The organism is Fibrobacter sp. UWB2 (assembly GCF_002210425.1).
Lineage (GTDB): Bacteria > Fibrobacterota > Fibrobacteria > Fibrobacterales > Fibrobacteraceae > Fibrobacter > Fibrobacter elongatus.
In genome coordinates this window covers 134,157-157,877 of record NZ_MWQK01000007.1, presented here as the reverse complement: position 1 = coordinate 157,877, position 23,721 = coordinate 134,157, and the positions used below count along the sequence as shown (strand labels likewise).

20 protein-coding genes are annotated in these 23,721 nt (G+C 47.0%); 6 read left to right on the top strand and 14 right to left on the bottom strand.

The genetic code is table 11. The annotated features are described in order from the left end of the window. Positions 1 to 47: 47 nt before the first annotated feature. From B7982_RS13915 to B7982_RS13895, 5 genes are all read right to left on the bottom strand, one after another. Entirely contained in the window at positions 48 to 1,091 is a 1,044-nt protein-coding gene (locus B7982_RS13915; protein ID WP_088661269.1) for an acyltransferase family protein, read from the bottom strand. 205 nt (positions 1,092 to 1,296) lie between these two features. Then, positions 1,297 to 3,069, bottom strand: coding sequence for a 30S ribosomal protein S1 (locus B7982_RS13910; RefSeq protein WP_015731809.1), 1,773 nt, complete (start codon positions 3,067 to 3,069; stop codon positions 1,297 to 1,299). 35 nt (positions 3,070 to 3,104) lie between these two features. Then, on the bottom strand, positions 3,105 to 3,773 hold the full coding sequence (gene cmk / locus B7982_RS13905) for a (d)CMP kinase (RefSeq protein ID WP_088661268.1): 669 nt from the start codon (positions 3,771 to 3,773) through the stop codon (positions 3,105 to 3,107). Between the two features lie 36 nt (positions 3,774 to 3,809). Beyond that, a complete protein-coding gene (locus B7982_RS13900) occupies positions 3,810 to 4,259 on the bottom strand; it encodes a hypothetical protein (RefSeq protein WP_088661267.1) in 450 nt (149 codons plus the stop codon). A gap of 76 nt (positions 4,260 to 4,335) precedes the next feature. Beyond that, positions 4,336 to 4,932, bottom strand: a complete 597-nt coding sequence (locus B7982_RS13895) for a hypothetical protein (protein ID WP_088661266.1) — start codon at positions 4,930 to 4,932, stop codon at positions 4,336 to 4,338. A gap of 150 nt (positions 4,933 to 5,082) precedes the next feature. Between B7982_RS13895 and B7982_RS13890 the strand changes: the two genes are divergently transcribed. After that, complete coding sequence (locus B7982_RS13890; RefSeq protein WP_088661265.1) at positions 5,083 to 6,300, top strand: TraB/GumN family protein; 1,218 nt, start codon at positions 5,083 to 5,085, stop codon at positions 6,298 to 6,300. 89 nt (positions 6,301 to 6,389) lie between these two features. Here the strand turns inward: B7982_RS13890 and B7982_RS13885 are convergent, their stop codons facing one another. Next, on the bottom strand, positions 6,390 to 7,220 hold the full coding sequence (locus B7982_RS13885; RefSeq protein WP_088661264.1) for a tyrosine-type recombinase/integrase: 831 nt from the start codon (positions 7,218 to 7,220) through the stop codon (positions 6,390 to 6,392). Beyond that, positions 7,217 to 8,266 carry an ORF6N domain-containing protein gene (locus B7982_RS13880; RefSeq protein ID WP_088661263.1) on the bottom strand — a complete coding sequence of 350 codons (1,050 nt, stop codon included), beginning with the start codon at positions 8,264 to 8,266 and terminating at the stop codon, positions 7,217 to 7,219. The genes B7982_RS13885 and B7982_RS13880 overlap by 4 nt, the downstream gene beginning before the upstream one ends. Before the next feature lie 171 nt (positions 8,267 to 8,437). Between B7982_RS13880 and B7982_RS13875 the strand changes: the two genes are divergently transcribed. After that, positions 8,438 to 8,947, top strand: a complete 510-nt coding sequence (locus B7982_RS13875) for a restriction endonuclease subunit S (protein ID WP_233138578.1) — start codon at positions 8,438 to 8,440, stop codon at positions 8,945 to 8,947. On the opposite strand, the gene B7982_RS13870 is transcribed toward B7982_RS13875, so the two are convergent. The 6 genes from B7982_RS13870 to B7982_RS13845 all read right to left on the bottom strand — a co-directional run bounded on the left by B7982_RS13870 (position 8,918) and on the right by B7982_RS13845 (position 17,277). After that, positions 8,918 to 10,339 carry a restriction endonuclease subunit S gene (locus B7982_RS13870; protein WP_088661261.1) on the bottom strand — a complete coding sequence of 474 codons (1,422 nt, stop codon included), beginning with the start codon at positions 10,337 to 10,339 and terminating at the stop codon, positions 8,918 to 8,920. The two genes, B7982_RS13875 and B7982_RS13870, sit on opposite strands and share 30 nt — an antisense overlap. A 25-nt stretch (positions 10,340 to 10,364) precedes the next feature. Beyond that, the gene (locus B7982_RS13865) at positions 10,365 to 11,255 is read right to left on the bottom strand and encodes an Abi family protein (RefSeq protein ID WP_074209004.1); all 891 of its coding nucleotides are present in this window, start codon (positions 11,253 to 11,255) and stop codon (positions 10,365 to 10,367) included. Positions 11,256 to 11,370: 115 nt separating this feature from the next. After that, positions 11,371 to 12,807 carry a class I SAM-dependent DNA methyltransferase gene (locus B7982_RS13860; RefSeq protein WP_088661260.1) on the bottom strand — a complete coding sequence of 479 codons (1,437 nt, stop codon included), beginning with the start codon at positions 12,805 to 12,807 and terminating at the stop codon, positions 11,371 to 11,373. A 6-nt stretch (positions 12,808 to 12,813) separates the two neighbouring features. Next, on the bottom strand, positions 12,814 to 15,636 hold the full coding sequence (locus tag B7982_RS13855; RefSeq protein WP_088661259.1) for a DEAD/DEAH box helicase family protein: 2,823 nt from the start codon (positions 15,634 to 15,636) through the stop codon (positions 12,814 to 12,816). Positions 15,637 to 15,783: 147 nt separating this feature from the next. Continuing rightward, a complete protein-coding gene (locus B7982_RS13850; protein WP_088661258.1) occupies positions 15,784 to 16,371 on the bottom strand; it encodes a fibrobacter succinogenes major paralogous domain-containing protein in 588 nt (195 codons plus the stop codon). 9 nt (positions 16,372 to 16,380) lie between these two features. Further along, on the bottom strand, positions 16,381 to 17,277 hold the full coding sequence (locus B7982_RS13845) for a flavodoxin (RefSeq protein WP_088661257.1): 897 nt from the start codon (positions 17,275 to 17,277) through the stop codon (positions 16,381 to 16,383). A 191-nt stretch (positions 17,278 to 17,468) separates the two neighbouring features. Here B7982_RS13845 and B7982_RS13840 point away from each other — a divergent pair, with 191 nt between their 5' ends. The 4 genes from B7982_RS13840 to B7982_RS13825 all read left to right on the top strand — a co-directional run bounded on the left by B7982_RS13840 (position 17,469) and on the right by B7982_RS13825 (position 21,624). Next, positions 17,469 to 18,872: an endo-1,4-beta-xylanase gene (locus tag B7982_RS13840; RefSeq protein WP_088661256.1), complete on the top strand. Its 1,404-nt coding sequence runs from the start codon at positions 17,469 to 17,471 to the stop codon at positions 18,870 to 18,872. 117 nt (positions 18,873 to 18,989) lie between these two features. Further along, positions 18,990 to 20,396, top strand: coding sequence for an endo-1,4-beta-xylanase (locus B7982_RS13835; protein WP_088661255.1), 1,407 nt, complete (start codon positions 18,990 to 18,992; stop codon positions 20,394 to 20,396). Positions 20,397 to 20,589: 193 nt separating this feature from the next. Beyond that, complete coding sequence (gene trxA, locus B7982_RS13830; RefSeq protein ID WP_014545522.1) at positions 20,590 to 20,898, top strand: thioredoxin; 309 nt, start codon at positions 20,590 to 20,592, stop codon at positions 20,896 to 20,898. Positions 20,899 to 20,955: 57 nt separating this feature from the next. Further along, complete coding sequence (locus B7982_RS13825) at positions 20,956 to 21,624, top strand: Crp/Fnr family transcriptional regulator (protein ID WP_088661254.1); 669 nt, start codon at positions 20,956 to 20,958, stop codon at positions 21,622 to 21,624. 75 nt (positions 21,625 to 21,699) lie between these two features. On the opposite strand, the gene B7982_RS15155 is transcribed toward B7982_RS13825, so the two are convergent. Further along, positions 21,700 to 23,700, bottom strand: a complete 2,001-nt coding sequence (locus B7982_RS15155; protein ID WP_088661253.1) for a carbohydrate-binding domain-containing protein — start codon at positions 23,698 to 23,700, stop codon at positions 21,700 to 21,702. Positions 23,701 to 23,721 lie beyond the last annotated feature (21 nt).

The following is a 23,721-nucleotide window of genomic DNA, read 5'->3' as shown; positions in this document are numbered from 1 at the left end:
ATTTAGTTACTAGTTAATAGTTATTAGTTTCTAGTATCGCAACGATGTCATTTGAGAGCACTAAGCCTTTTCCCGGCGAGCCAGGGGGTAAATCTATTAATCAGCAGAATGACGGGAACGAGAGCCGCAATCGTCACGAGAGTCAACACAACGCTCACGATTAGCGAGGTTTCAATCCATTCAGGCGCCACATGGAAAACCTTGAATAGCACGCCACGCAAGATGCTCTGTACCATGATATGCAACGCCAAAATCGTAATCGTATTCTGCCCGATAAAATTCAGGACAGCTCTTTCGCGAATGGATTTGCAAATCGCAACAAAAGCGAGCAAGCTAGAAAAAGTCATCATTGCCTGCATCGACACAAAAAGCAAAGGAGACGTTGTTTTTTCACGGACGGCAAATACTAGCGCAAATACAATTACCGAAACTAAAACCACAAATAAATTACGTTTTAAAGAACAAAGTAATTTTTCAACTAAATTCCTCTTCGATGCGACAAAACCAATGGCTAGACACGAAAGAAAGAAACTCGCCTGATCAAAATTCCAGAAAACATGCGGCAACTGCAACATATCCATATAAGTCCAGTAAATAAGTCCCGGAATAAAAAGCAAAGCAATTATGGTCACCCTCAGGAACTTTTTCCGAATGCGGAGCAAGCACCAAAAGAGGATTTCTACCACAAAAAGGCAAGTCAAAAACCAAAGAGGAGTCACAAAGAACGTGCTGTTCGTCCCGCACAGGATCTGCATCAAGACGTCAGTGACAGTCGCATGGGTCTCGTACGACAGGCCAAAATTGCGGCGCACCAAGAACCAGAACGCAAAAAGAATCGCAGAAAATCCAAAATACGGAATGACTAGGCTGTGGAACTTTTTTCGGAGGAGTTCTAGGAATGGAGCGTTCGCCGAGCGTTCAAAAGTGTAGCCGGAGAGGAAAAAGAACGCGGGCATGGCAAAAGCGAAAATAGTTTCATTGACAAGGTAAATAGATTGCATGTGGCCGAGTGCGACTAAGCTAATGGCGAGAGCCTTGCAAATGTCAATCCAGGCGATGCGTTTTGTGATGCGGGATTCGCGAAGTTCCATATTGCAATAATATAAAATTTATCGGGAATTCCATGGAGACAAGTAAAGCGAGCATCCGTGAGCCATAAGCGACTCGTAAAAAACGAGTCGTGATGGCGAGAGCGAGGCGAAGACGGATGTTCTATACTGCTATAGAGCCGAGCGGTCATAAAAGAAATCCCACAGTTGCCTGCGGGATTCCTTTAAGCTTTAGTTTGAAACCAAATTAAGCTTCAGCTTCTTCGGACTTTTCAGCCTTCTTCTTGGAAGCCTTCTTCTTCGGAGCAACAGCTTCGCCAATCGTGGTGCCGTTTTCGCCCGGCTTGTGGGAGTCCATCCAAGCCTTGAGTTCAGCGGATTCACGGTTCTTGAAGTAGTCAACAACGGAGAGATAGATCTTGCGGTTGTTCTGATCGATTTCGGTCACGACAGCCGGAACTTCGTCGCCAACCTTGAATGCATCGGCCGGAACCTTGATGTATTCAGCGGTGAGCTTGGAGACCGGGATGAAGCCTTCGATACCGTCAGCGAGTTCAACCACGACGCCGCGGTCGAGCATGCGAACGATCTTGCCCTTGACTTCGGAGTCAACCGGGTAGGTGGAATCGATAGAATCCCACGGGTCTTCGGTGAGGTGCTTCATGGAGAGAGAAATGCGGCGTTTTTCCTTATCGACGGCGAGAACGACGCATTCAACCTTGTCACCCTTCTTGACCATTTCGTTCGGGTGGGTGATCTTCTTGGTCCAGGACATGTCAGAGACGTGGATGAGGCCATCAACACCTTCCTTGATTTCGACGAATGCGCCGAAGGAAGCGATGTTGCGGATTTCACCGACGACGCGTGCGCCCGGCGGAAGTTCAGTTTCGATAGAATCCCACGGATCAGATTCGAGCTGCTTCATGCCGAGAGAGATACGTTCTGCATCTTCTTCAACCTTGAGAACAACAGCTTCGACTTCCTGACCAACGGTGAGGATTTTGGACGGGTGCTTGACGTGCTGGGTCCAGGACATTTCAGAAACGTGGATGAGACCTTCAACACCGCTGTCGAGTTCGACGAATGCACCGTAATCAGTGATGGAAACAACCTTACCCTTGACGATAGCGCCTTCCGGATAACGTTCAGCGATATCCTTCCACGGATGCGGCTTAAGCTGCTTCATGCCGAGAGAGATGCGTTCCTTCTTGTCGTTGAAGTCGAGAACCATGACTTCGACTTCCTGACCGAGCTGGAGCATTTCGGACGGGTGGTTGATGCGCTTGTAGCTCATGTCGGTGATGTGGAGGAGGCCATCTACGCCGCCAAGGTCGATGAATGCACCAAAGTCGGTGATGTTCTTGACGATACCCTTGCGGACCTGGTTCTTCTCGAGAGTTTCGAGAACGTCGCCACGCTGCTTGTTGCGTTCTTCTTCGAGAACAACACGGCGAGAAACGACGATGTTGCGACGAGCCTTGTTGACCTTGATAACCTTGAGGTCGAATTCCTGGCCGATAAGAGCGTTGATGTCCGGAATCTGACGGAGGTCGATCTGAGAGCCCGGGAGGAAGGCATCGATACCAAAGAGGTCGACGACAACGCCGCCCTTGATGCGCTTCGTGAGAGTGCCGCGTACGACTTCGTTGTTTTCGAATGCAGCGTGGATGCGATCCCACACGCGAACGAAGTCAGCCTTCTGCTTGGAGAGGATGAGGCGACCGTCTTCGTCTTCGAGCTTTTCGACGAACACTTCGATTTCGGAACCGAGTTCGAGAGAATCAGTATCCTTGAATTCGGCGCGATCAATAACGCCTTCGGACTTGTAGTTCACGTCGACGAGAACTTCCTGGTCGTTCACCTGGCTGATCTTACCCGTGACGAGCTTGCCCTGTTCGAGGCAGCCCATGCCGGCATAGACGTCAGCGTTGGCCTTGCGGAAGTCCGGGGAGCATTCACCCTGGGCGGCGAGAATTTCTTCGAGATCTTCTTGAGTTCCGAATTTGAGATTTTGAGACATATTAGTTAATTGGGTTGTGGTTTAAAGGATTCAGGCTACGCCACTACACCTACGTAGTCAAGAATCTTTTGAACCTGTTGTTCGATTGAGATGTGTGTAGTGTCAATTTCAATAGCATCGTCCGCCTTCTTCAACGGGGCGGTCGCACGAGAGGAGTCCAGACGGTCGCGTTCGACCAGATTGTTGAGGACTTCTTCGAGGGTAACTTTTTCGCCTTTTTCAAGGAGTTCCTTGTAGCGGCGTTCGGCGCGGACCTTCACGTCCGTCACCATGAAAAACTTGTACTTCGCATCGGGGAATACGACGGTTCCGATGTCGCGGCCATCCAGAATGCAACTCTGCTTCTTGCCGATTTCACGCTGCTGCTTGGTCATTGCGGCGCGGACCGACGGGAGGGCGCAGTAGATGCTCACGTTGCTCGATACGCGCATGCCACGGATTTCAGATTCGCGGCAGACACCGTTAATGAGGATGTGGTTTTCGGAATCGAACCCGAGCGTGAGGTTAGAGAGCAATTCGTCCATAGCCGGACCTTCTTCAGCAGCAAGACCCGCATCGAGGGCGGCAAGCGTCACGGCGCGGTACATCGCACCTGTGTCGAGGTAGGTAATGCCCAATTTCTTTGCAATAATCTTTGCAGTGGTACTCTTGCCTGTGCCAGAGCCCCCATCAAGGGCGATAACAAAATTTTCCGAATTACTCATGAGTGGGGCTAAAGATAGAAAATCTCCCCAGTGAAATCAATAGTAATCGTCGTAATAGTCCGGGTTATCGTAGTAATAATAGTATGCATCGCCTTTGTAGGTGTCGATGTAAACGAGTTCGGAGCCGTCGGCATAGATAACCATGCGGGTATCATACCCCTCAAAATCATAATAGCGCGTCCCATGATTATAACCGACATCGTAGTCGCGCGGGTCATAGTAAGAGCAATTATCATCGACGCAAAGGGTGGCATAGCCATCGCGGGTCACCCGCAAGTCAACGACCATGGAAGGCGACATAGAATAGGTGTCCGAGCAGTCATAGGGCTGGCCAAAGGCATCGTAACGGCAGTCCACCTCATAATAATAGTGGAAGCGCCTGTTGAAAGAGGCCCCACCGTCATCAGGACCTACACTCCAGTCCGAACCGCAAGCCACAAGGGCTAGGGTCATGAGCAAGGCCAATAGAGCAAAAAATCCTTTCATGGGACACTCCTAAAAAAAATCCCCCGACTAACCGTCGAGGGAAAATCTACAAAAAGATTGAGCTAAAAACGACTGATTATCTGTATTCGCCGTTGTAGGATTCTTCAGCAGTGCCATCTTCGCGAGTGGATTCCGGAGCGAGGAGTTCACCGGTGCTGCCATACTTGCGCTTTTCGTCGTCGGTAAGGCGGTTGGTGAGAACTTCGACCTGCTGTTCCTGATGGGCAGTAGCTTCTTCTTCCTGGAGAATCTTCTGACCTTCTTCGAGGCGGCGCTTGATGCGGTCGTCTTCCATCTGCTTCAAGTTCGTGCCGACCTTAGCCTGGTCTTCGGAAACCTTGTAGCGTTCGTTGGTTTCGTCCATGACAGCCTTGATACCCACGAGACGGCCATCGCCATCGAGCGAGAGGTTAGCCTTGCGGAGCGTAGAAAGCGGGAGACGGCTTGCGGCAGTCTGGTATTCCGGCAAAAATTCATAGCCATCAGACGTACCAATCTGGCGAGCTTCGTCCGGAGTCACATAGCTCAAGGCTTCTTGCCAACGGGAGCTCTGGATGCTAGAGGTGAAAGACACGAGTGCGTTATCCAAGCCCTCGCCATCGTCCTTCGGCGTGCCTGCGCAACCCATAAGGACCAAACCAATTGTAGACAAAATAAGCAATAATTTTTTCATGGGGTACTCCTCCGAAAAAAATCCTACCAAAATATACACTTATTTATTAAATATGTCATTCTAACTTTTTTCCGTTTTTGCCACAAAAAGTGCCCAAATCAACCACTTTTCGAAAAAAAGCCCCATCTTTTTCTACATTACGTCTACCATATGAACGAAACCAATTCTCAGTCTGTAGAAACCAAGGAACCTGTAACGGGCGAAAAGTCCGACATTTACCGTATCCACACCAAGGATAACAGGGAGATCGTCCTTGTCGGTACAGCACACATTTCACAGATTTCCAAAGATTTAGTCCACGAAACGATTGAAACGGAAAACCCGGATACAGTTTGCGTGGAACTCGACGAAGGCAGGCTCAAGTCCATCCAGGACCCGAACCGCTGGAAGAATACAGACCTGAGAGACGTGATTCGTAAAAAACAGCTCGCCACCCTCATTGCAAACCTCGTGCTCGGTTCATACCAGAAACGCATGGGCGCACAAACAGGAGTCAAGCCGGGCTCCGAACTGAAGGAGGCGGTTGACGTTGCAAACGAGAAGAACATCCCCATTGTGCTCGCGGACCGCGACATCAAGATTACGCTCAAGCGCACCTGGGCCTGCACTCCGTGGTACCGCAAGTTCAGCTTGCTCGGCGGGCTTTTCGCAAGCATTTTCGACAAAACCGAGATTAGCGAAGAAGAGCTCCAGAAAATCAAGGAGAAGGACGCCCTCAACTCCATGATGCAGGAGTTCGGAAAGACATTCCCCGAAGTGAAACAGGTGCTCATCGATGAACGCGACCAGTTCCTCGCGAGCAAGATCAAGAACGCTCCGGGCGACAAGGTCGTCGCAGTCGTGGGCGCAGGTCACATGCGCGGCATCGCAGGCATCATCGAAGAAAACAAGGAACTCCCAAGCGAAGAATCGATTTCCGTCATCCCGAAGGGAACGGCCATCTGGAAGATTATCGGTTGGACCATCACTCTTGCGATTATTGCAAGCATCGTGCTTGTCGGCTATTTTGCTGGAATCGAGAAGGCCGGACAGCTGAGCCTGCAGTGGGCCATGCTGACTGGCGGTGGCGCCATGCTCGGTGCAATCATCGCAGGCGGCCATCCGTTGACCGTACTTGTGGCGCTGGTCATGGCTCCGTTTACGGGGCTTACACCGCTTATCGGGGTTGGATTCTTTACAGCCCTGACGCAGGTTTACGTACGACCACCGCGCGTATCTGAAATGGAAACGCTTACAGACGACATCTGGCAGGTCAGGCGCTGGTGGAAGAACCGAGTGACGAGAGTCATCCTCTGCTTCTTGTGTCCGGGAATTCCAGCCATTATCGGTAAAATTCTCGCGATTTTCAAGATTTATCAGGCATTTTAGTTTATAGGTATTAAGGGTTTAGTTTTAGGGGTTAGGAAATTTGTACAAAAAGTCCGCTAGGAAACGCGGACTTTTTAGTTTGTATAAATTTACCACGTCACCACCTTATTCACAACTTCACGTTGTTCACTTGCAGTCTGGCGCAAATATATACGTGTAGTTTCGATATGTTCGTGCCCCATGAGATCAGCAAGCAGAGCGATGTCATTCCGTTTCTCCAAGAAATTCTTGGCAAACCGGTGACGGAACGAATGGGGATAAACAACGGCTTCGTCTAGGCCATATTTCTTTGCGAACGTTTTCAGTTGCGAGGCAATTCCCCGCGGGGTAATTTGCTTGCCAAAACGATTCAAGAAAAGGTATCCACTCGACCGTCCATCCTTCGCAAGCCATTTCAAAGCTTCTTTTTGCAAAGTCTCAGGAATGTAGAGCCGACGCAACTTTCCACCTTTTCCGTAGATGTCAAAAAATCCGCACTCGACATGTTCCACTTTGAGTTTCACAAGCTCCCCTACGCGGGCGCCCGTCGCCGAAAGAAACCACACTACAAAATACCACTTGATTTGACCATCTTGCAATAGACTAGTTTTCAAAAATTTGTAATCGGCATCGCTAATGACATTTTCCAGAAAACTTTTTTGCTGAACCTTGACATTCTTGATCCGTAACTTCGATTTGCCTGCAAAATCCAAATACTTGTTGATGCCCTGAATTCGCAAATTAACAGTTTTGGGTTTGTAATTTTCTAAAAGAAAACTCTTATAATCAGCCAGCGACTTACGACCGAACCGTCCGAAATGCGACTTGAAGAAGTCCGCTGTCCAGCAATACGAATCCATCGTATTGACAGCAAGGTTCTGCCCTTCCAGATACTGGTAAAACGAAGGTCTTTCTGCAAGGTAGAAAACGAAGCAGTTCATAACAAGTTCTCAAACACGGCATGGTAAATCGAAACATCATCCAACTGGACAATAGACGTAATCTTGTTCCCGGCATCTTTGGAAGATGCTCCGCAGTGGAATATTTTCTCGTTCTTTGAACCAAAATCAAGCAGTATATAGCGGTCATGAAATATATTTCCGGCTGTTTTCGGATCTTCAAGCACAACATCTTGGCGCGCGACCCTAAAATCAGCCAACATGTTCTCGGTCAACCGGGTTCTTCCATATTGATCACTGAAAATCGTAATGACAATACCCTTGGCGACATTCCGCAGTAAATCTAAAGTCTTGACATCCACATAATTGTCGATAATGACCACCGACTTCTTTGCCATACCATAAATTTGCGCATACGCAACATCGGCTTCAAGTTTCTGTCCGTTCAAAATCAAGAAGTGCTTAAACATCGAAGGATCAATGAAGTTTTCCATTACCTTCTGCAAATCAGACTTCATTGCAAAAACATCCGTGCGGGTTTCGGCAAGTTCTCCACGAATTTTTGCAATTTCCCTTGTATTTTGAACCATATAAGAGGAAATTTGCAGACTATTGCCCACGTTGAGCAACTGCATGTTCTCGGAAACAATGTAGTCCTTCATCTGCTTGAAAAGGCGAATCAGAGCCTTGCTTTGAGCTATAGCCTGTTCCCCTTTGAGGACCGTCATGAGCATATAAATACCCTGTTCGGTAAAGGCAAATGGCATTTTTCGCAAGCCGCCCCAACTTGAAGTCAAAAATTTTGACTTCAAGTCTGATGTCGGATGCAGGGATATAAGATTTGCAAGTTCATTGCGATCAAGCTGAAACCGAAAATCATCGTCAAACTTTTCAATATTATTTTTGACCTGCTGGTTAAAAACCTTTTTGTCATACCCATAAATTTCCGCCAAGTCGGAATCCAACATCACCTTGAGACCACGAATCGTGTAGATTCTGGATTTCAGGAAATTTTCGTCTATCAGGGAGAAATCGTTTTTGCCGGCTGATTTTGATGCGGTAAAAGTCGACACATTCTGCTTGCTCATATACTACCTCACTCCGTTTACATGCTATAAAAAAAACGGACTACTGCACAAATATACACTATTTGAAAAATTTGTCAAGATGTTTGTTGATTTCATTGAAAATAATTTTGAAGGCATAACCCCCATTATGAGAAGATAGAGGACGAACCTTTTGAAATACCCCAAAATTGGGTGTGGTGCAAGCTAGGAAATTTGTTTTTTCACACAACTGGCAAAGCGCTAAAAAAGGCAAATTCAACAGGAATACAGAGAAATTATATCACCACTTCAAATTTATATTGGTGCGAATTTGACTTGTCTGAAGTACGGTCCATGTATTTTACAGAGGATGAGTTGGATAAGTGTACCGCCAAAAAAGGTGATCTACTTCTTTGCAACGGAGGAGATGTAGGGCGTGCCGCTATTTGGAATTTTGATTACGACATTTGTTTTCAAAATCATATTTCAAGACTTCGCCCGAAATCTGTTTCTTTGAGCAATGTTTTTTATCTATACGTCATTAGGTATAATAAAGAAAAGGGAAACTTAAATGGACGTGGTGTGGGGATAACATCCTTGTCGGCCAATGATTTGTTATCTCTCGTGGTTCCACTCCCTCCGCTTGCTGAGCAATCTCGAATTGTTGCAAAGATAGAGGAACTGTTTTCTACATTAGGCCAAATGGAGAGAAATCTCGTCTAACGACTTAAAGATTTCTTCAATCCTATCCACGATTCTTTTCTGCTCTGCCAATGGCGGAAATGGGATTAACGCATTCTTCAACATATTTTGTGTTAGTTGACATATTTGAGTAGAATTTGCCTCAAACATGTAATCTCTAAAGTATTCTGAATTTAAATAGTGATATATAAAAGGATTATATTCACTACGAAAAACAGCCATAAAAGCACCGAAAGAAAAATGCTTTGCCGAGTTATCAACTATTGCGCATTTTCCGACTAGGGATTGGCTTCCGTTTCGTGCACAAATTAATATATCGCCTGTATTTAGCAATTGATTGTCAAGAATCTTTGAATTAACACATACCAGATTGCTTAAATCTAATTTTCCTGCTACTATATTATTTGAACGCAAAACAGGAATTCCGTTGTCAACAATTTCGTTGGGATGATACGTAAGTCCTATATTGGTATTACCTAAATACCCTAACTTTACCCATTCCCAAGAATCAGGGATTTCAAAGGGAACATCGGTCAACTTCTCATAATGGGGGTTATCACGTGTTATTCGTTCTAACAAAACGCTGGCGGGTTCGTCGGATTTGTTTTGGGGGACGAGTTTGCCGTGGATGGCGAGGTCAAGGATTTTTTGGCGGGTTTGCTTGATATGGGTTTTGAGGAGTTCCTTGTTCTTTTCGATGGCATCGATTTCAGCGAAGGCTTCTTCAATTTTTGCGACAATACGCTGCTGTTCTGCTAACGGAGGGAGGGGGATAGCAAAAGCAATCAATTTTTGAGCATTAATATTTGATTGATGGACGCCATCGGTTTTCACCTCTTTTGACCAATTACGTTCATAATCACTACACATTAAATAATTCAGATAATCAGAATTAAAATGAGGTCTTATTCTAATTATATATCCTGCATAAATTGCAGGAATTTCACCCTTGTAAATGGCGGTTTTTCCAACCCATTCAGGACTATTTGTTCGATTGAACAAAACATCATTTTTATTTAAAAGATATTTAGCAATTTCAGCATCATTAGATGTATAAACTAAATCACCATAATCAATTTGTCCTTGCCTATTTATATTCCCCATTCTAAGAACAGCAACCTTTCCTTCGACTTGGGACTTTTCTGCAGAGCCATATTGAAAATCACTAGCCACATCCCCCAGTCTCACCCATTCCCAATTTGCAGGAACTTCGAAAGGGGCTTCGCTTTTGTCGAGGGGGATAATTTGCTTGAGATCCTTCGACTTCGCGCCCTTGGCGCTCCGCTCAGGATGACATGCAGAGGAAATTTCTTTCAACAGGTCGGCGGTATTGCCGTCGCTTTTGAGTTGTTGCGTGAGCTTTCCGCGAATGGCGAGGTCAAGGATTTTTTGCTTCAGGAGTTTCGTGTTCATTCTTATTCTTGATAATAACAATAAATCAACATTTCCATAAATTGTGAGTTTTCCAATCGGCAAGAAAACCTATGCATTCAAACGGCAAATCCGAATATTCAGCCATCAGCGTTTCTATGCGTGTTCGCCATTCTGTTTTCGGAGCGCACTTCTTTAGCATCTGGCTCAATATCATCAAAACAACAAATGGCTTGTCGTTTGAAATTTTCGCCCATTCCGGATGCTTTTTCACTGTTGGAATTTGCGGGCGAATGCCAAGACGACGATTCCATAATCTAGCATGGTGCGCACAGATATTACGAACGTGATTCAAGGTCAACAACCAAGATTCCATAATAACAACGGGCACTCCAAATTCAGATGCAATTTCCTGTTGTATTGGGCGATGCATTTTACGATATATCGTCAAGATGTTCCCAAATGTCAGCAACTCAGCGACCATCCAAAAAGGCAAATTTGGTTCGTCGTACTTATCCAAATAATGGGTAACAAACTGCTCTTTACTTTTGATATGCCGATTTACCTCCGCATCAATTGTCGCCATCAATTTCTGAAAATCAGCATCACAAAAGTTATTGTAATTGGCCTTATCCAAATAACCGAAGGGACCGTACTTTTGCGTAAAGACGGTTACCACTTTTGCCTTGAGCGCCGTTTCAACACGTTCCAGTGCGTCCATAATCAGACATCTCAAACGACGGTCAAAACGATAACGGCGATAAATCTGGTCCAACGACGTTCCTGGCTTTAGACAATCAGAATTATCTTGCTTGAACGGGAACAAGTAAGCACTAAAATGATAATAACTGATATTGGATAAAATATCAACTAAAGACGCCTTCTCTGCAACAAGCCCCCTTTCTATTAATCTATCGGCTTGCTGTTCATAAGATAATGACGGCTTTAAGTACTTCATTTCACCTCTGGATACAAAAACACCCCGGACATTTGAGCATTGTTAAGAGGCTTCCGGGGTTCGCTGTTAAAAATATACTCATTTTCTCAAGAAATGTCAAGAAACATCAAAAGAATCATCCGTCGATTCCCTTGAGCATCTTGGCGAGTTTTTCAGAGTGGGCCGCAATTTCCTTCGCTTCGTCCTTGATGTTTGCCAAAAGGTCGGCAAGCGTTACGTCTTCGATATCGTCCTTGTCCTTAATCCAAGTTATGTCGAGGCTCGTCTTGTCGCGGGCCAGGAGTTCCTTGACATCATACTTGCGCCAACGCCCAGTCGGGTTTTCTTCGCTCCAAGTTTCTTTGCGTTTAGCGATGTTCTTTGCATTGTAGCAATTCACAAAATCATCAAGATCGCTGCGTTTCAGAGGTCTTGTCGCAAGCGTGTGTTTGATGCCTGTACGGTAATCATAGAACCAAGTTTCCTTGGTGGGGCTTCCCTTGACAAAGAAAAGCACATTTGCCTTCACGCCGTTCGCATAGAAAATTCCCGTGGGGAGCCTGAGAATTGTGTGGAGGTTGAACTCGGTCAAAAGTTTTTTGCGAAGCGTTTCACCCGCACCATCCGCAAAGAGAACGTTATCCGGCAACACCACGCCCGCACGGCCGCCATCCTTGAGCATTAGCATCATGTGTTGCAAAAAGTTCAGCTGGTTGTTGGTCGTCGTGACAATCAAATCGGTGCGCATGGTGGTAATATCCACGCTACCTGCCGGACGCGTTCCGAAAGGCGGATTCGCCAAAATGACATCCACCAAATGTTCAGGTTCGTGTTCCAAGGAATCGACGCACTTGACAGGAGTCGTATCCGGGCTGACATCGTGCAAGTAAAGGTTCATGCTCGCCAAGGTCACCACCAAAGGCGTGATGTCATTACCGCTAAGAGCCTTTGTCTGCAAGAACTTCAACTTTTCGATATCATTGCTCTGGCGCTTCATGTAATCGTATGCGGCAAGCAAAAAGCCACCCGTTCCACAAGCGGGATCTGCAACGGTTTCCGTAATTTTCGGAGCCACAACATCGACCATGGCGTTAATAAGCGGACGCGGAGTAAAATACTGCCCTGCACCGCTCTTTTTATCTTGTCCGTTCTTTTCAAGAATGCTTTCGTAAATAGCACCCTTGATGTCGCCTTCCATGCTGAACCAGTTTTCTTCATCAATCATGTTGATGAGCTTTTTAAGCATGGCGGGCTTTTGAATCTTGTTCTGCGCTTCGGTAAAGATTGCGCCAATCAGACCGTCTTTGGATTTGAGCGTTTCAAGAATTTTTTCGTATTTCGCCTGCAAATCCGGACCGTCAAGAGAAAGCAAATCTTTCCAGCGGTTGCCCTTGGGAATAGCACTACCCAATCCGTAGGATTCCTTTTCTGCATCCATCTTCAGGAACAGCAAATAAGTCAGCTGGATAATGTAGTCGGTGAAGCCTACGCCGGCAGCAGCCAGCACATCGGCCATATTCCAGACCTTTTTTGTCAATGTCGTTTCGGATTTTACTTCAATCTGTTTTTTCATCTTTCTTTACTGGAACATGAACTTTGTCAGGTTCTGGATTTCGGTATTAACATTTTGCGGGCCGAAGAGTTTTGCCGCCTGCAAGAATAGAGGTTTCTCATACTGCATCAGGATTGGCGCCGAGACACAACCGTTCTGCACAACATATTGAGCTATTTTCCTGAGCACTTGCTTTTGATTATCGTTCAGCACACGTTGATTTTGGCCGCAATAGAGTTCAAAAAGGCTTGCAGAAGTACTTTGCAGAGAATAGAGTTGTTCTTTTTTGCCCAAGGCATAACGCACAAGCTGGATCAAGTTCGTCAAAAGTCCCACTTCGTCCTTTTCCAGGTCCTTTACTTTTCCGGCCTTCCCCACTTTATTCACGGACAATGTCTTGTAGCAAGTCCAAAGATTCTTTTCGTTCAGCATCGGATTGAACTTTTCGAGTTTGCGCTTCAAATCCGAGAGCATTTCGTAGGTAATGGCAACATCTTCGCTGTTGTAGATAATGCGCAGAGCTTCCACTTCATCACGATTCTGCTCGATAAATTCCTTAAAAATCTCCGCATACTTTTTGGACTCATCGATGCTGAAACCGGAGTAAACTAGACTATCAGTACCTTCTTGCTGGATTTTGATAAAGCCACGATTGATTTCAAGGAGAACCTTGCGAACCTTGACATTGTTGATGACAGCAGAAATCAACTCCCTGCGTTCAATGTTAGCGTCGTTGATGTCCTTGTATTCCGGTAAAGGATGCGTCGAGAATTCATTCTTACCTGTGAGGGCATCATAAATTCGGCTTACAAAGAAATACAGGGATGTTGGAGCCAGCAACTTGTTAACTTCGCTCAAATCTTCCTGCTCCGCCTTGTTGTTTATTTTCGAGAGATAACCCGCAAACAAATTCAAGTACTCATCAGGAACTTCGCCATGGGCCAGGCGTTCCATCAACCTTTCGAGTCCCAAGGTTTTGTGAAATTTCGCATCGCTAGCCGCCCCCGGAAGTTTCATTTCGTGTTCGGTAACACCAACCGCATCGACTAAGTAGAAACAGTCCTTACTCGTTCCGTTCGGAGTTGCAAGCTGGAACTTGTCATCGTCCATCGTTCGGCAACCGCGACCCTTCATCTGCGTGTAAAGTACGGCAGAATTGATATCGCGCATGAACACTAGGACTTCCAAAGGTTTCACATCCGTACCGGTCGCCACAAGCGTCACCGTCACCGCAATGCGGAATTCCTTCTCGTTCCTGAAATCGGAAATCAGCTGATTGGAATTCCCTGCCTTGCATGTAATCTTCTGCACGAACTTTTCGGGGAGTTTGAGCCCCACCTTTTCAAATTCAACGGCAAAGGACTGCTTGATGGCATCAACGATGTTGTCGGCGTGGCTGTCAGTCTTTGCAAAGAAAAGTGTCTTGGGGATATATTTCCAGTTGCGGGCAGGATCATCGCTCAAACGTTCTGGGTAAAGCGACGAATAAATGGCTTGCTTAAAGGAGTCAACTACGAGCCTAATCTGTGCCGGGTTCACGACACTGCGGTCTAATTCGGTACTTTCGTACTTTTGGTCTTCTTTCTGAATTTTCTTTTGCTTGGAGCCGTTCAAAAGCGTAATGCGCTCTACGTGTTCGCCCTGACCGATTGTCCCGCCCTGCGAACTGACTAGGGTCTTGATTCGGAATACGCGCGGGGGTACGTTCACGCCATCGCGGATAGAATCTTCGAGGGTGTATTCTACCACTGTATTCTTGTTGAAGAACGCGTAAGCTTCTTCGGTCGGAGTAGCAGTCAATCCAACAACACGAGCCGTATTGAAATAATCGAGCACCTGTTTCCATTTGCCATAAATGGAGCGATGACATTCATCCACAATAATCAAATCGAAGGTATCTCTTGCAACCTTCAAATCTTGCGGAAGTTCAATGCTTACGGAGGACTGATCGTTTGTGGAGTCGCCATCAAGTTCCGATTCGTCATCGTCGGTATCAACAAAGGTTTGCCCGGTCAAAACAGCATAAAGACGCTGAATGGTAGATATCACCACATGGGACTTTTCGATATCCTTCACGTTGTGGAGACGCTGAACGACATACTCATCACTAAACGGAATTCCTGTTTCCGTAAGCTTGTATGTCCCGAACTCGCCTTCGGCTTGTTTGCCAAGGTTGTTGCGGTCCACCAGGAACAAGACTTTTTTAGCCGGGGTATAATTGAGCAGACGATACGCCGCTGTGCATGCGGTAAATGTTTTACCAGCACCCGTTGCAAGGACAATCAAAGCCTTTTTCTTGCCATGCTTAAAGCTCAGTTCCAAGTTGCAAATTGCATCGTACTGGCATTGGCGCAAACCTGCTTTAGTTTTTGTCTGCACAGCAGGAACCGCAGGCATTTTCGCAAATTCAGATTTGAGTTCCGCACGAATTGCGACTTCTTTCGGCGTGAACATCTTTTTAAGTTCAAAGAACTCCAGAGGCTCTCCAGCAGCGAAATCCCTTCGGTCGCAGAACAGCAACTTGTCGCCATTACACATGAAAAGGAACGGTAACGGTTTTGTCCATGTTTGGTACCAAGGAAGCGCCCCTGCAGAATATTTCGCCGTCTGTTCAGCCACCACGCCGCCAAGAAGATTTTCCTTTCGCTTTGCTTCGAGAACGCCTATAGCCTTTCCATCCAAGAATAACAAATAGTCCGCTTCGCAATTGCCTTTGGTCAAAGCCTCGGCAACCGCCTGTGCATGCGGAACGTCCATATACTCAGAACGCGGAACAACTGCCCAGCCGGCTGCGGCGAGCATTTCATCTATCAAAACACGAGCTTGTTCTTCGGGCTTTAATTCATCCATGAATTTCTAAACCCTAAAATAACTTATTTTCTAAAAATAGGAGAAGCCCGCCTGCGCGGGCATGACAAAAAAAGCAGGGATGACATTAAAAAACAGATCCTCGCCTAACGACGAGGATTATGCAAGATAGAATCTGAAGCTATCCGCTTACTGCACGCACCTTACCGAGAACCCGAACGCTTTCGGTTTCATCATGTAGCTAAAACCCATGGACTTTGACGAAAGATACCACACCGATGCATCGTTCCCTTCTACGTTTGCACTCCAGAAGAACGCGAACTTGCTTTCGTTGCCGTAAGTGCCGTCATCGAACATGTTTCCGGATGGCATTGCACTGAACTTGAGCGTATCGTTTCCGTTCGTTTCACCGGACCATCCATAATTTGCCTTAATCAAATAGCCAGCATTGAAATCGCCACCGGCAGCTTTCCACAAGCTTTCGAAGTCTTCATTTGTTGGCAAACGGAACCCTGCAGGGCATGCAGACTTTGCCGCATTCCATGTGTAAAGGCGTCCGTAGACCATGCAGTTATCATCATCTTCCCTATAGCAAGTACTACCCGGCACATTGTAATTTAAGTTGTCCGCCATCCAGGTGCGGCCATCAATAACGACAGTGCGGTATTTCTGCTTGTCGCGAGCGTCCTTGATTTCATTTTTCTTCGCTTTGGGCGCGGCAAAAGATGCGATGGACGCAACGAAAGCTATTACAAGAGCAGATGATAGATAGTTCATATTCCAAATTTACTTTTCGACGACAATCATTTCCGGTTCACCACGGCCCGGAAGCGGTTTGAAAATTTTGACATTCGTCTGCGTTGCCGGTCCACCGAAAGCCTTCATTTCGCAAACGAAGAGGTAGTTCATTCCAGCGACAACCTGCGTCGAAACGCTGAGCGGCTTTAAGCCCAAATAGGCGTAATCCTTGGTAGCTGCAGCAAACACGGCAGAATCTTCTGCCGTAAGCGGGCGCTGTTCCGAGAAACCGCCCATAAGCATTTCTTCTGTCTTGCCCGTTTCGAGATTTGCAAAGAATGTCGCGACTTCTTCCTTAGCCTTTTCAACACCGCCTTCGGCATTGATTCGCTTGTTAGAAATTCCATAAGCGATAGTCACATTGGCATTCGGTTCAAGAGTCTTAAGTTCGCTAGCGCTCGCCTTGCGACCGCCGCTACCGTAAGTGCAGAAGGGCACCACGACCTTTCCGCTCAAATCGTTCGCTTCGAGGAACGTGTAAATCGGAGTCGTAAATGTCCCGAACATAATCGGATAACCGAGGAACACGGTATCGTACTTGTCAACGTCGAGTTTCGCATTTACGAGAGCGGGCCACTGTTTGCTTTCGCGTTCGGCACGCACTTCGGCAATTGTACTGTCGTATGTCGAAGGGAACGGCTTTACAAGCTGGAGTTCGACTTCATCTGCATTGCGGGCTTCCTTGAAAACCTGAGCCAACTTTTTGGTCGCTCCCGTCTGCGAGAAATAAACCACCACAGACTTGGACTGCTGCGGAGCCACTTCGGCAACCGGTGCAGGCTGAGTTTTAGACTGCTGGGCATCCTGTTTTTCACAGGCAGAAAGCAATGCGGATGCGGCAACCGCAGCCGACAAAGCAAGCGAAAACTTCAAGGAACGAGACATGAGAACCTCCAACTTAAATTTTACAGATAAAAAGATATTCAATTTTAAAAGGAAGGTGTTCAATAGCGTTACCATTATCTTGGTTATCGTGGAAATTTGCATATTTTTCTTTACATCTTTTAGTTTACTTTTTGTTTATCTTAAATAACATTGGGTACTCATTAGGATTAGGGTTAAAAGGAGTACAAAAGATGAAAAAGACTCACGCACTCGCGGGTCTTGTGCTTAGCACGGCCCTATTCGGTGCAGGATTAACAAATGCCTTCGCCGCAGATGAAACCCTTAGATCCCTTGCCGATAAAAACGGAATCTACATCGGCGCGATTTTGAACTCGCAATGGTTCGGCGGAGGCCTTCCTGGCAATTACGAACAGATCCACAAATCCCAATTCAACATCGTCGTTGCCGAAAACGAGATGAAGTTCGACGCCACCGAACCGCAAGAAGGGAGATTCAATTACAACAATGGCGACAAGATGGTCCGTTACGCACAGCAAAACGGCATGCGCGTCCGTGGCCACGCCCTCGCCTGGCACAGCCAAGTTCCGGGCTGGGTGAACAACTACAAGAACGACAAGCAGAAACTGCTCAAGGTGCTCAAGAATCACATCCAGAACGTGGTCGGGCACTGGAAAGGCAAAGTCGCCGAATGGGACGTGGTGAACGAAGCTATCAGCAACAACGAGCCCCAGTGGCGCACCGGTTCCGTTTGGTACCAGGGCATCGGTCCGGAATTCATCGACTCCGCATTCGTATGGGCTCACGCTGTAGACCCGGATGCAGAACTCTGCTATAACGACTACAACCTCGAACAGGGCGTCAATCCGAAAGCCAAGGCGGGATTTTTGCTAGAACAGGTGAAGCGTTGGGTCAAAAACGGCATTCCTATCCATTGCGTGGGTTCCCAGACACACGTGGAAGACACCACCACCGACAAGCACTTTATCGGTTCGCCGGATAGCCTCCGCTCCCTCGCCAAGGAACTTGCAAAACTCAACGTCAAGTTGAAAATCACCGAACTCGATATCGGATTCAAGAGCGGCATCAATGTCAGCAAGAGCGACCTTGAACGTCAGGGACAAACATTCCGTCAATACCTCGACATTATCCTCGAAGAACCGAATGCGGACACGTATCTGATTTGGGGTGTTTCTGATAAATGGAGCTGGCTTGGCGGCCTGAACAGACAGAAAGGCCTTATCTACGATGACAATCTGAAGCCGAAGCCTGCATTCGATAGCATCTTGGTGAGACTCCAAACTTACGAACCGCCGAAGGATTCAGCAAAAGCAGATTCTACAGTCAAGGACTCCACGACAAAAGATTCAACCGCACTGGATCCGGGACAATCCATCAAGCAGTTCAATGCCCCCAATAGTCTTTCTTTGCATGTCGCCGGACGCACGCTGTTCGTGACCGGATTGGCTTCGAAAACCACCGCGAAGGTCGACTTGCTCGATTTGCAAGGTCGTCCCGTGTACAGTACAAATTGCATTAACGGAACAGTCGATCTAAGTAACATTGCCGAAGGCCTTTACGTGGTACGAGTGCAAAACGGATCCACGAATTTAACCAAACGGATTTCCATAAAATAGATTTCACCTCTTAATTACTTGGGACTAGGATTTTCCTGGTCCCTTTTTTATTTGACTTTCTCGAACGTTTTATGTATCTTTCGGGTTGGTGCAAATGGGTTGATAGAGGGATATAAAATGAAAAAGATTCATTCTTTATCGCGCATTGCACTCGGTGCCGCAATTATAGGCGCAGGTTTCATGAACGCCCAAGCCGCTGACGAAACTATTCGACAACTCGCCAAGGAACGCGGTCGCTTTATCGGCACCATATTGAACAGCGAATGGTTCAACGACGATATCGAACCGGAATTCGAAGAAATCCACAAGACACAATTCAACGTGGTCGTTGCCGAAAACGAAATGAAGTTCGACGCCACCGAGCCCAAAGAAGACGAATTCAACTTCGAAAAGGGTGACAAGATGGTCAAATACGCACAGGCAAACGGACTCCGCGTTCGCGGACACGCTCTCGCTTGGCACAGCCAAGTTGCAAACTGGGTAAACGACTATAAGGGCCAAAAAGAAAAGTTGCTCGCCATCCTCAAGAACCACATCACCAAAGTTGTCAGCCACTGGAAAGGCCAAATCGCCGAATGGGACGTGGTGAACGAAGCCGTCAATGACGATTACAATGCCGACTGGCGTTCCACAAACTCCGTGTGGTACGAAGGCATCGGTGCCGAATTTTTGGATTCTGCATTTGTCTGGGCGCACGAAGCTGATCCAGATGCAGAACTTTGCTACAACGACTATTCCCTTGAATGGGGCCTCCGCGAAGGTTCCAAGGCAAGCTTTGTCGTAGAACAGGTCAAGCGTTGGAAAAAGAACAACATTCCAATAACTTGTGTGGGTACGCAAACCCACATCGAAATCGCCCACGAAACGACTCCGCAAAACGTGCGCGCCCTTGCTAAGGCTCTTGCAGAACTCGGCGTGACATTGAACATTACCGAGCTCGACATCGGATTCCCGAAAGGTTCCGCAGGCAAGCTCACCGAAGCGGACTACGCCAAGCAGGGGCATTTGTACCGCCAATTCATGGACGTGTTCCTCGAAGAACCGAACATGGGCGAATTCGTAATTTGGGGATTGACCGATGCTCACAGCTGGCTCGACGAACAGCAAGGCAAGACCGAAGGACTTCTTTACGACAAGCAATACAAACCGAAGCCCGCATACGATAGCGTTATGGCAAGCCTCAAGGCACACCCCGCTTCTGAAGTCAAAACGCCCTACCCGAAGTCCGTTCTCAATCCGCCCAAAGATTGCGGAACCGTCAACTGCAACGATCCCATCGCCATCAAGACGCTCGCCAAGTTGAACAACATATCTATACACCTCGCCGGACGCACATTATTCGTAACAGGATTGGCTTCGAAGACTGCCGCGAAGGTCGATATATTCGACATGCAAGGGCGCCCCGTGTTCAGTGCAAAGGATGTCAAAGGCGACATTGAACTTTCTTCAATTTCTAAAGGATTATACGTTGTTCAAATTCGCCAAGGCGTAACAAGACTTACCAAACGAATCGCCATTAAGTAAACGACGGGAATGACAGCCCAGATAAAGGTCGCGAATTAACATCGCGGCTTTTTTTCGTACACAAAAAAGATTTTTCGTTAATGTGACCTAGTCACAGTCTAAAGCCTTGTGATTATCTAAAATATAGGTGTAAAGAGGGGAAAACTCCCCAGAAAAGAGTTTAAAATAAAACAAAAAAAGGAAAGGTAAAACAATGGCTGAATTAAACATCACTAGAGAAAACTTTGAACAAGAAGTCCTCAAATCCGACAAGCCCGTTCTGATTGATTTCTGGGCTCAATGGTGCGGCCCATGCCGCATGCTCTCGCCCACCATCTCGGAAATTGCCGAGGAATACAAGGACAAAGTCAAGGTCTGCAAGGTCAACGTCGATGAAGAAGGTGATCTCGCCGCCATGTTCCGCGTGTCTAGCATCCCGCTGCTCGTGGTCATGAAAGACGGCAAAGTCACAAACTCCGCAGTTGGCGTCCGCCCGAAAGACCAAATCGTCAAAATGATATAATTTCTACGCTCCCCGAAAGGGGAGATTTTTATATATTCCCTCTAGAGGGAGCGCTTTATGGTCGAACCGATTAGTCAAATTGTCAAGAAAATTCCGTTTTGGGGAAATCTTTCGCTTGAAGAAAAAGCGTTAGTTTCGCAACGCGCGATGATCAAGCACTTTAATAAAGACCAAATTGTTAGCAGCAACAGTTCCGCCTGTCTCGGGATCATCCTCATTTTGAGCGGAGGCATCCGCGTGAGCCTTATCTCGGATGAAGGTCGCGAAGTCACACTGTACCGTGCGCACGCGAACGAATTTTGCGTTTCGACCGCCTCCTGCGTGATCCATCAGTTAACATTTGAAACAATCGTCACCGCAGAAGAAGACACAAGTGTACTCGTCATCCCCTCCTCCGTTTGCGCTAAGCTCATGGACTCGAACATTCACGTGCGTTCATTCGTTTTTGAACGTGAAACGGAACGCTATTCACAGACGATTTGGGCCATTCAGCAAATGCTATTCAAGCGTTTCGACCAACGCCTTGCCAATTACTTGATTAATTCATACGAAAGTAGCGACAAGCCCGAAGTCAAAAAGACACAAGAAGAAATCGCGCGAGACGTGAATTCCGCCCGAGAAGTGGTAGCCCGCATGCTCAAGGAATTCGCCGCTAAGGGGCTTGTCGAAATAAAACGCGGAGCAATCGTGCTCCGCAATATCGAAGGCTTGAAAAAGCTACTATAGAATCGCAAAATTTCATAGCAAAAAGGCTGCGATTTCTCGCAGCCATTTTTGTACCTATTTATTCAAAAACTTGACTTACTTGTACATGTAAATCTTGCCGTTCGGGAACTTGAATTCCTTCATCCCGGCGGTATTTACCTGACTTACAGACTTCACATCACCACCGTAGAAAATCGTGCTGCCATGGTATTCCGGCTTGAACGCAGCATTTTCCGTGCCATAGTAGTTATCACTCGTGAAACTGACAGACGCGCAATTCGGCGTGTCGGTCGAGTAATCACCGAATGCGAGGAGTACGCCGCCCGTAATTTCAAAGCCTGTATCCGTATCGATGAGACCGCCCGCCATATTGGAGGGGCATCCATTGCCACCGCCCTGTTGACCGCCCATACCCGGGAAGCCACCACCCATGTTCCAGCCGCCACCACCAGGGAAGCCACCGCCCATACCGCCATTTTCATAGCTTTGGCCGGTAATTTCGAGAATCAGCACACCACCCGTCATCTTTGCAGAACCATTGGCATCAAGCACATCAATCATGTTGCCCTTCGATGCGATGTAGTGGTGACCGCCGCTAATCACAGCATGACCACTAGATTCGCTGAACATGGAATAGCCACCGGCATTTTCCTTGGCGCCACCCGCAGCGTTCCAGCCATCATTTGTGGCAAACGTAGCCGTGACGCCACCTTCTGCTAAAATCTTGTACGCTTCCAAGCCTTCGTAAGCAGTGACCACATTAATCGTAGAACCGCTCAAATGCAAAGCGGAGTCCGCATGGATACCATCGTCCTTCGTGGAAATGGTCACATCACCTGCGTTCATGAAGACTTTGTATTTTGTATGCAGAGCATCATCATCGGCAGTCACATTGATATTACCACCGTTCACATAGATGAACTTTTCAGCCACGAGGCCCTTGCCTGTAGAAGTCACCTTAACCGTCGACGGTTCCGTAGAATCGCTTACCATGACATAATGTGCAGCCTGGATGCCGTCATCACCCGCTTTAATGGTGATGTTACCGCCACGGATATCGACAATACCCTTGCCATCAATAAAAGACTTGCACTTGCCATCAGTACCTTCTTCGCATTCATCACTTTCAAGGGCATCGCCCTTCTTGGCCGTGAGATTCAGCGTACCGCCAGAAATCTGGAGGCTACCCTTGCCCTTGATGGCGTTTTCTTCAGCTTCAACAGTAATGTTGCCGTTCTTGATTTTAAGATCGTTACTGCACTGGATGCCGTTTTTGAACTTGCCCTTGACGGTCAAAGTACCGGCACCCTTGATATTCAAATCGTCTCTCGAATAAATAGCAGCCTTTGCCGTATCCTGAGCACCATTGACCTTTACGAACAAGTGATTTCCGTTACCATCTTCAACCACGTTGGTCGTACCCTTGACCAAATGGAGAACCGTTTTGTCGGCATTTTTCACAAGAATCGGAGCATGGGAGCTCTTGATAGTTGCATTGTGAAGATAAATGCCCGTATTGCCTTCGTTTTCGGCACCCGGAGTATTCACCACCACTTGGAAATCGGACGATTCGCCGGTGACGTAGTAAGCACCCGGGCAAGTAATCGTTGCGTTTTTATCTGCAATTTCAACGCAACCGTTGTTATTTTCAACAGTTGCCGAAGTTCCAGCAAGTTTCAGGAGAATCTGCGTACCATCCAAAGTTCTAGCATCTTCGTTATCGTTCTCATTGTCGCCAGATTCCGAGCTACCGGAAACCACATTGTTAGAACTCGACGACACGACAGGAATAACATTGCTAGAGCTAGAGGCGCCGACGTTCGGCACAACGCTAGAACTCGAAACAACATTGCCCGGCAATGCATTGCTTGAACTAGAAGTCCCGATAACTGGGGCCGTATTGCTAGAGCTCCAAATTTCAACATCAATATCTAAAGCGCCGGAACTAGATTCAATTTCAAAAGCATCACTGCTAGAAGAGGTTCCTGCGGGAGCATACGCCCCGCCATTAGGATTCATAATAGAACCGTCTTCACCACATGCCCAAAAGCTCAAAGCTGCAGATGCAGCAATCACAGGCAACTTTTTTAACATCATTGAACACTCCATTTTTTCTTA

Coding starts and splice junctions, on each gene's coding strand:
- B7982_RS13860 (WP_088661260.1), bottom strand. CDS start 12,807: ATGAAAAAACAGATTGAAGTAAAATCCGAAACGACATTGACAAAAAAG.
- B7982_RS13915 (WP_088661269.1), bottom strand. CDS start 1,091: ATGGAACTTCGCGAATCCCGCATCACAAAACGCATCGCCTGGATTGAC.
- B7982_RS13850 (WP_088661258.1), bottom strand. CDS start 16,371: ATGAACTATCTATCATCTGCTCTTGTAATAGCTTTCGTTGCGTCCATC.
- B7982_RS13880 (WP_088661263.1), bottom strand. CDS start 8,266: ATGAGCAAGCAGAATGTGTCGACTTTTACCGCATCAAAATCAGCCGGC.
- trxA (WP_014545522.1), top strand. CDS start 20,590: ATGGCTGAATTAAACATCACTAGAGAAAACTTTGAACAAGAAGTCCTC.
- B7982_RS13840 (WP_088661256.1), top strand. CDS start 17,469: ATGAAAAAGACTCACGCACTCGCGGGTCTTGTGCTTAGCACGGCCCTA.
- B7982_RS13910 (WP_015731809.1), bottom strand. CDS start 3,069: ATGTCTCAAAATCTCAAATTCGGAACTCAAGAAGATCTCGAAGAAATT.
- B7982_RS13855 (WP_088661259.1), bottom strand. CDS start 15,636: ATGGATGAATTAAAGCCCGAAGAACAAGCTCGTGTTTTGATAGATGAA.
- B7982_RS13825 (WP_088661254.1), top strand. CDS start 20,956: ATGGTCGAACCGATTAGTCAAATTGTCAAGAAAATTCCGTTTTGGGGA.
- B7982_RS13870 (WP_088661261.1), bottom strand. CDS start 10,339: ATGAACACGAAACTCCTGAAGCAAAAAATCCTTGACCTCGCCATTCGC.
- B7982_RS13890 (WP_088661265.1), top strand. CDS start 5,083: ATGAACGAAACCAATTCTCAGTCTGTAGAAACCAAGGAACCTGTAACG.
- B7982_RS15155 (WP_088661253.1), bottom strand. CDS start 23,700: ATGATGTTAAAAAAGTTGCCTGTGATTGCTGCATCTGCAGCTTTGAGC.
- B7982_RS13835 (WP_088661255.1), top strand. CDS start 18,990: ATGAAAAAGATTCATTCTTTATCGCGCATTGCACTCGGTGCCGCAATT.
- B7982_RS13895 (WP_088661266.1), bottom strand. CDS start 4,932: ATGAAAAAATTATTGCTTATTTTGTCTACAATTGGTTTGGTCCTTATG.
- cmk (WP_088661268.1), bottom strand. CDS start 3,773: ATGAGTAATTCGGAAAATTTTGTTATCGCCCTTGATGGGGGCTCTGGC.
- B7982_RS13845 (WP_088661257.1), bottom strand. CDS start 17,277: ATGTCTCGTTCCTTGAAGTTTTCGCTTGCTTTGTCGGCTGCGGTTGCC.
- B7982_RS13865 (WP_074209004.1), bottom strand. CDS start 11,255: ATGAAGTACTTAAAGCCGTCATTATCTTATGAACAGCAAGCCGATAGA.
- B7982_RS13900 (WP_088661267.1), bottom strand. CDS start 4,259: ATGAAAGGATTTTTTGCTCTATTGGCCTTGCTCATGACCCTAGCCCTT.
- B7982_RS13885 (WP_088661264.1), bottom strand. CDS start 7,220: ATGAACTGCTTCGTTTTCTACCTTGCAGAAAGACCTTCGTTTTACCAG.